At 70.3% G+C, this 5739-nt stretch carries 6 protein-coding genes; 3 read left to right on the top strand and 3 right to left on the bottom strand.

The annotated features are described in order from the left end of the window. Positions 1-84: 84 nt before the first annotated feature. The 3 genes from mscL to GZ997_RS09910 all read right to left on the bottom strand — a co-directional run bounded on the left by mscL (position 85) and on the right by GZ997_RS09910 (position 2129). A complete protein-coding gene (gene mscL, locus GZ997_RS09920; RefSeq protein ID WP_161923555.1) occupies positions 85-471 on the bottom strand; it encodes a large conductance mechanosensitive channel protein MscL in 387 nt (128 codons plus the stop codon). A 117-nt stretch (positions 472-588) separates the two neighbouring features. Further along, positions 589-1287, bottom strand: coding sequence for an RcpC/CpaB family pilus assembly protein (locus GZ997_RS09915; protein WP_162679769.1), 699 nt, complete (start codon positions 1285-1287; stop codon positions 589-591). A 173-nt stretch (positions 1288-1460) separates the two neighbouring features. Beyond that, a complete protein-coding gene (locus GZ997_RS09910; protein WP_161923557.1) occupies positions 1461-2129 on the bottom strand; it encodes a 5-formyltetrahydrofolate cyclo-ligase in 669 nt (222 codons plus the stop codon). Positions 2130-2303: 174 nt separating this feature from the next. Between GZ997_RS09910 and glp the strand changes: the two genes are divergently transcribed. The 3 genes from glp to GZ997_RS09895 all read left to right on the top strand — a co-directional run bounded on the left by glp (position 2304) and on the right by GZ997_RS09895 (position 5603). Then, positions 2304-3515, top strand: coding sequence for a gephyrin-like molybdotransferase Glp (glp, locus tag GZ997_RS09905; protein WP_162679768.1), 1212 nt, complete (start codon positions 2304-2306; stop codon positions 3513-3515). 171 nt (positions 3516-3686) lie between these two features. Next, entirely contained in the window at positions 3687-4247 is a 561-nt protein-coding gene (locus GZ997_RS09900) for a GNAT family protein (protein ID WP_308807154.1), read from the top strand. A 129-nt stretch (positions 4248-4376) separates the two neighbouring features. Next, positions 4377-5603, top strand: coding sequence for a hypothetical protein (locus GZ997_RS09895; RefSeq protein ID WP_162679767.1), 1227 nt, complete (start codon positions 4377-4379; stop codon positions 5601-5603). The last annotated feature ends 136 nt before the right edge of the window (positions 5604-5739 follow it).

Genomic DNA, 5739 nt, shown 5'->3' with positions numbered 1-5739 from the left:
TGGTGCCCGCCGCATTGGCGGGCACCACTTCAGTGCAGATAGGGCTGTCGCTGCCGGCCCAGTGCGAGCAGCAGCGAGCACGGCTCAGGACTGGCGCTGCTGGAGCAGGTCGCGGATCTCCGTGAGCACCTCGACGTCGGTCGGCTCGGCGGGCTTGTCCTCCGCCTCCTTCTTCAGGCGTGCGGTGAGCCGGTTCATCGGCGCCACTACGCAGAAGTAGACCGCGGCGGCTACGAGCAGGAAGTTGACGATGGCGGTGATGATGATGCCCGGCTGGATCGGGTCGGAGCCGTTGATGGAGAACTGCAGCACGGAGTCGAAGTTCGGCTGCTTCACCAGGGCGCCGACGATGCCCATGATGACATCGGTGATGGCCTGCACGATCGGGGCGAAGGCACCACCGATGATGACGGCGACGGCCAGTTCGAGGACATTGCCCTGGGCGATGAACTCCTTGAATCCCTTGAGCATGGGGAACCTTTCGTTGTCGAGCGAGGGTGTGGAACTGCCACCCGCGGAGGTCATGAAGCGGAAACGGCGCAGCGCTCGGGAGACGGGCCGCAACCGCGTGGCGTAGGGGCGGCGGTGTCATGGGCTCAGCACGATGCCGAGCGCACCATTCGTGGCCGCGCCGACGATTAGACTAGCGTCCACAGCGGGAACAGCAAGGGTAACGAGTGTGACCTTCGTCCGGGTGCTCCATTGACTGTCGTCTCCCTCCACCTGGGTCAGCACCACCCGTGCGCCCGAGCAGATGACTGCGGTCGGGTCACCGGCCGCAGTCCCGTCCGGCGCTGTGGCGCCCCGTTGCGCCACTACGTCGACCCTGGCCCCCGGTTCGGCCAGTTGTGCGCCGACGTCGACCGGCACTTGGACCAGGCGCTCTGACGGCGCCAGGTCGGCGGCCAGGGAGGCGCTGGTCATGGAGGTGGTCAGAATCGTCCCCTCCTCCAGGGCGATCGCGGCGCGTGTGCCCACGATCTCCGGCCCGACCAGGCCGCTCCCGGGCAGCGCCGACTGTTCCACCGCGCGCACCTCAATGTCCGCTTCCGCGAGAATCGTGCCGGCGCTGACGTGTCGCGCGGCGACGAGAACCTCCTGCTGCCCTGCCGGCGCGGGCCGCAGCACCCCCAGCGCGGCGATCACGGCGGCACCCAGGCAGATGGCTACGACCAGGTGGCGGTGGCGCCACAGCAGTAGCGAGGGACGCGGCGGGCGGCGGCGCGCTGGCTTCTGACTGCGTTCGGCCTGGTGGGTGCGGGGGCGCTGACGGCGGAGCTGAGGCATATGCACACGGTGGCACGCGTGAGCTGTGCGCGCAGCCGCCCTGTGAACGCGGGACTCGCGGGGTGTCGCCTACCGCGGTTGTGGATGGCGGGCAGGACTGCCGGGTGGTGCCGGCAGGCGGAAGACCACTGGCGTAGGAAGCGGATGTGATTGCGCCGCCGTCGGCATGGCGGTCAGTCTCGGTGGTGATCGGCGGCCCCGCCGGCGAATGCGGATCCCTCCAGCAGGAACCACTCGTCGGGTGTGATGACCGCGTCTACGGGGGCGTCGTGCGGCTGGCCGGGTAGCGGCTGGGTTACCAGCTCATCGTCGTGGACCACGGCGAAGATCGGTGTTCCCCTGCGTCTCAGAGGCAGCACTCGGTCATACCAGCCGCCCCCCTGTCCCAGGCGGCGGCCGGAGCGGTCGACCGCGAGCGCCGGAACGATCACGGCCTCGGCGTCGGCGATGGCGGTGGCGGGCAGTACCTCGCCGCTCGGCTCCGGCGGGCGCCCGGGAGAGCGCTCGGCCAGGTCGGCCACCCCGCGGAAATAGCCCCAGGAGCGGGTCAGCTGCGGGCCGAGCACCGGTAGCAGCACTGCGGTCCCTGTTCCCTCCAGCTGCTCCAGCAGCAGCCGGGTGCAGGGCTCATGCGACACCGACACGTAGGCGGCTACGGTGCTCATGCCGGCGATGGCTTGCAGGATGTGCGCGGTCAGCTGCTGGCAGGTGGAGTTGTGGCCGTGCTCGGGATGACGGTGGTGCGTGGCCCGGTGGCGGCGCAGTACTTGGCGCAGCTGCTCCTTGGCGTCGCTGGCCGCCAGGGAACTGGTGTCTGGCAGGACGCGTGCCTGAGTGCTCATGGCAGCATTGTCGCAGTTACGGGCGGGGGGAGTGTAGGCGCAGACCGGGGTGTTGTCCCCATTGGCCCGGCTGGGTTTCATTCGGTGGTCCACCACCGGGGCGCCCGCTGCAGACGGGTAGCCTGGTCCGGTAGGCCCGTAGCCGGGACTCGGGCCGGAGGAGGACAAGCCCCCATGCGTACCGTTGCCGAGCACCTGGCCGCCTGCTTGGAGATCGCCCGGGCCGCGGCGCCCCTGGACGTGGTTCTCCTGGATGCGGTGGGTTGCGTCTTGGCCGAGGACGTAGTTGCCGATATTGATCTTCCGGCAGTCGACCTGGCCGGGCTGGACGGGTATGCGGTCGCCGCCGCCGACGTCGCCGCTGCCTCCGCGGACTCGCCCGCCGCCTTGGAGGTGATGGACGCCGTCCGGGCCGGGGACATGCGCCCCACGCGCCTGGTGGCGGGTGCGGCCATTCTGATCGACTCCGGCGCGCCCCTGCCGCTGGGAGCCGACGCCGTCGTGCCGTGGATGGACACGGACCGTGGCCACTCGCGGGTGCAGGTGCAGGCGGCGGTGGCAGCCGGGGACAACGTGCGCCGTCGTGCTGAGGATGTGCAGGCGGGCACCACGGTCCTGCCGCAGGGATCGCGCGTCTCGGCGCGGCAGATCGCGCTGCTGGCCGGTATTGGCCGGCACCGGGTCAAGGTGCATCCGGCGCCCAGGGTGGTGATCGTGTCCATTGGCGACGAGCTCGTCGAGCCCGATCATGCGCGCGACGCCGGAGACGTATACGACGCCAACGGGCACGCGCTCGCCTGCGCGGTGACCGACGCAGGCGGACAGGCCTTCCGGGTGGCGGCGGTGCCCGACGACCTGGGCGCACTGGCCGAGACCATCGAGGACCAGCTCGTGCGCGCGGACGTGCTGATCACCACCGGCGGGTTGAGCGTCGGACAGGGGGATACGGTCAAGGATGTACTGGCGCCTTTGGGTACGGTGCGTTTTGACGCCGTGGCCATGTCGCCGGGGCGGCAGCTGGGCGTGGGCACGGTTGAGGGCACCCCGATTTTCTGCCTGCCCGGTGACCCGGTAAGCGCGCAGATCGCCTTCGAGACCTTCATCCGCCCGGTACTGCGGCAGATCGCGGGGCGGCAGGATCTCCATCGCGCGTCCGTGCCGGCGACGATATCCTCCGGCTGGCACTCCCCGGCCCGTAAACGGCAGTTCGTGCCGGTGCACCTGACCGGTTCGCCGGCACGTGGATATGCCGCCCGGCCGACGGCGCAGCCGGGGGCCAGCCGGCTGCTGGGCCTGGCGAAGGCCAACGCGATCGCCGTCGTGCCGGAGGACACCCAGACTGTGGTGTCCGGGGACACGCTGCACTGTCTGCTACTTGACGCCTGAGCGGCGGGAGCAGCAGTGGCAAACGGTTGTCGCGGTGGCCTTGGCGATCTGGGTGGTCTGGCTGGGTGGGTAGGCAGCGGCGGTTTGTGGGGGCGGCGTCGTTTTCCGTGGCCGGTGTGCCTGACCGAGTCCGCGGTGACGGCGCGCTCGCTGGCACGCGGGCCGAGCACGGTGAGTCTGCGCCCCGTCCGTGCCGGCGATGAGGCGCAGTGGCAGTGGCTGCGCCTGGCCGACGACGCCCGCCTGACGCCCTGGGAGGCGACGCTGCCGCCAGGCAGCCCCGACGTGCTGGGGTCCTTCCGGGAGTATGCGCGTACCCAGAATCGGCTGGCGCGCAGAGGCGAGGCGATGCCCTTCGTGCTGGAGGTGGATGGCGCGTTGGCGGGGCAGGTGTCAGTTTCATCGATCCGGTGGGGCGCGCTGGAGTGCGCGAATGTCGGCTACTGGATCGGGGCGCCGTGGGAGGGGCGCGGCGTGATGACGCTTGCGGTGGCGATGGTGCTGGACCATTTGCTCGGGCCGCAGGTGGGGCTGCATCGCGTGGAGATCGACGTCAGGCCGGAGAACGCCCGCAGCCTGGCTGTGTGCAGGCGGCTCGGGCTGCGGGAGGAGGGGGTGCAGCGGGGGCTGATGTACATCAATGGCGCCTGGGAGGATCATGTTGTATTCGCCGTCGTCGCCGAGGACCGCGTGGCCGAAGCGGGATTTGTGAGTCGATTGGGACGAATGTGAAAACTGAGGTGTGATGGATGGGCCTAGCTCACACCGCAGAGAATTTGCGGCTAAAACGCGGGCGCAATTCCTGCCAACACGCCGGGTAAGTGCCCTAAATCCGGGTGCCCGCCCCTTTACGGTTGAGCCGTGGGAATCGAGACGTGGGCGCTGGTCGCGCTCGTAACGGTTCTCGCCGTGTACCTGCTGCCGTTCCTGGTAGGGCGCCGCGAGGCGATGGGGATGGCCAATGCCGAGGACCGCTACTCCTCTGGGCTGCGGCTTCTCGCAACGGGAAGTGCAGCCGCTGCGGAGGGTGGCTGCTGCGGTGGGCACACCACGATTTTTCGACGCCGACCGGAGGTGAGGGCGATGAATCGGCCCGAGGTCAGGAATGTGCGCGCGCTGCGCAAGGAGCGTGAGCTGCAACGCGTGCGTGCTGCGCATGAGCGCAGCCGCGAGCGGCGTCGGGTGGCCGCCTCGCACCGCGCCACGGTCGCGCTCATCCTGCTGGGCGTCACCGTCGGCGTCCTCGTGGTTGCCGGGGTGACCGCGATGCCTTGGTGGCCCGTGCTCGTTCCCGCCGGCCTGCTGGGTGTGTCAGCGGTTGCGGGGCGCCGGGCGGCTCGTGCCTCTGCCGTATCCGATCTGCGTGAGCGTCGGCGGATTGTTGCGCTCGAGCGTGAGCTGACCACGCTGACCGGCGGTGCCGCCGGGCGCCGCCTGGTTGCGGATGAGCCGGCGGAGTCTGGGACGGCGGTGAGGCCCCGTGCAGAGGCCAAGACGGCTGAGCAGGGTGAGGACCGGCATGCGTCGGCTGCCGGCGCCGATGCGCCGCTGTCCGGTGAGCTGGATGCCGGGCTCGCGGAGCAGGGGGCGGCTGATCCGGCGGCCCAGGCGGATGCGGCTGATGCGGTAGATACGGCCGGCTTAGGGGGTGGCGCGGTGGATGAGTCGCCTCTGCCGGCGGCGGAGGCTGACGCGGCCGACCAGGAGCCCGAGGCGGGAGACGAGCGGGATGATGCGGCTCCCGCACTCGCGGTTGCGCCGCCTGCGCCGCGCGGCCCGGCTTCCGCGCCCAAGGTGAGCGGCCGCGCCGGTCATGCTGGGGCTGGTGATGTTAAGGCCCCGGCGACTCCGCCTCAGGGCTGGCATCCGGTTAGCGTCCCGGCGCCTACTTACACTCTGGCGGCGCCGGCTCCGCGCCGCAGCTACGAGCCCCCGGCGGAGCCGGCATTCGATTCCGCCCCGGTTCCGGAACGTCCTCGCAATGTGCGTACCTACCCCACCGCCGACATCGATGCGGGTGCTGACGAGCCGGTATTCCACCCCATCGATCTGGAGGCGGTGCTCGAACGACGCCGCGCAGGCGCCTGAGCGCGCTGGCCCGCCGGCTCAGGCGCCGGTGTTGCGTGTCACTGCTGTGCGATTTGCGGGCGGCCACGGTTACGGTGCTACGATCAGTCCTGCTGCGGGGCTATGGCGCAGTTGGTAGCGCGTCTCGTTCGCAATG

This window comes from Actinomyces sp. 565 (assembly GCF_010365615.1).
In the GTDB taxonomy this organism is placed as follows: Bacteria; Actinomycetota; Actinomycetes; order Actinomycetales; family Actinomycetaceae; genus Actinomyces.
Note: the sequence above shows the minus strand (reverse complement) of the source record. Positions and strands in the feature narration are given on the sequence as shown.

Bases quoted from the DNA above. Each gene is read 5' to 3' on its own strand.
- mscL (WP_161923555.1), bottom strand. From the start codon at position 471: ATGCTCAAGGGATTCAAGGAGTTCATCGCCCAGGGCAATGTCCTCGAA.
- GZ997_RS09915 (WP_162679769.1), bottom strand. From the start codon at position 1,287: ATGCCTCAGCTCCGCCGTCAGCGCCCCCGCACCCACCAGGCCGAACGC.
- GZ997_RS09910 (WP_161923557.1), bottom strand. From the start codon at position 2,129: ATGAGCACTCAGGCACGCGTCCTGCCAGACACCAGTTCCCTGGCGGCC.
- glp (WP_162679768.1), top strand. From the start codon at position 2,304: ATGCGTACCGTTGCCGAGCACCTGGCCGCCTGCTTGGAGATCGCCCGG.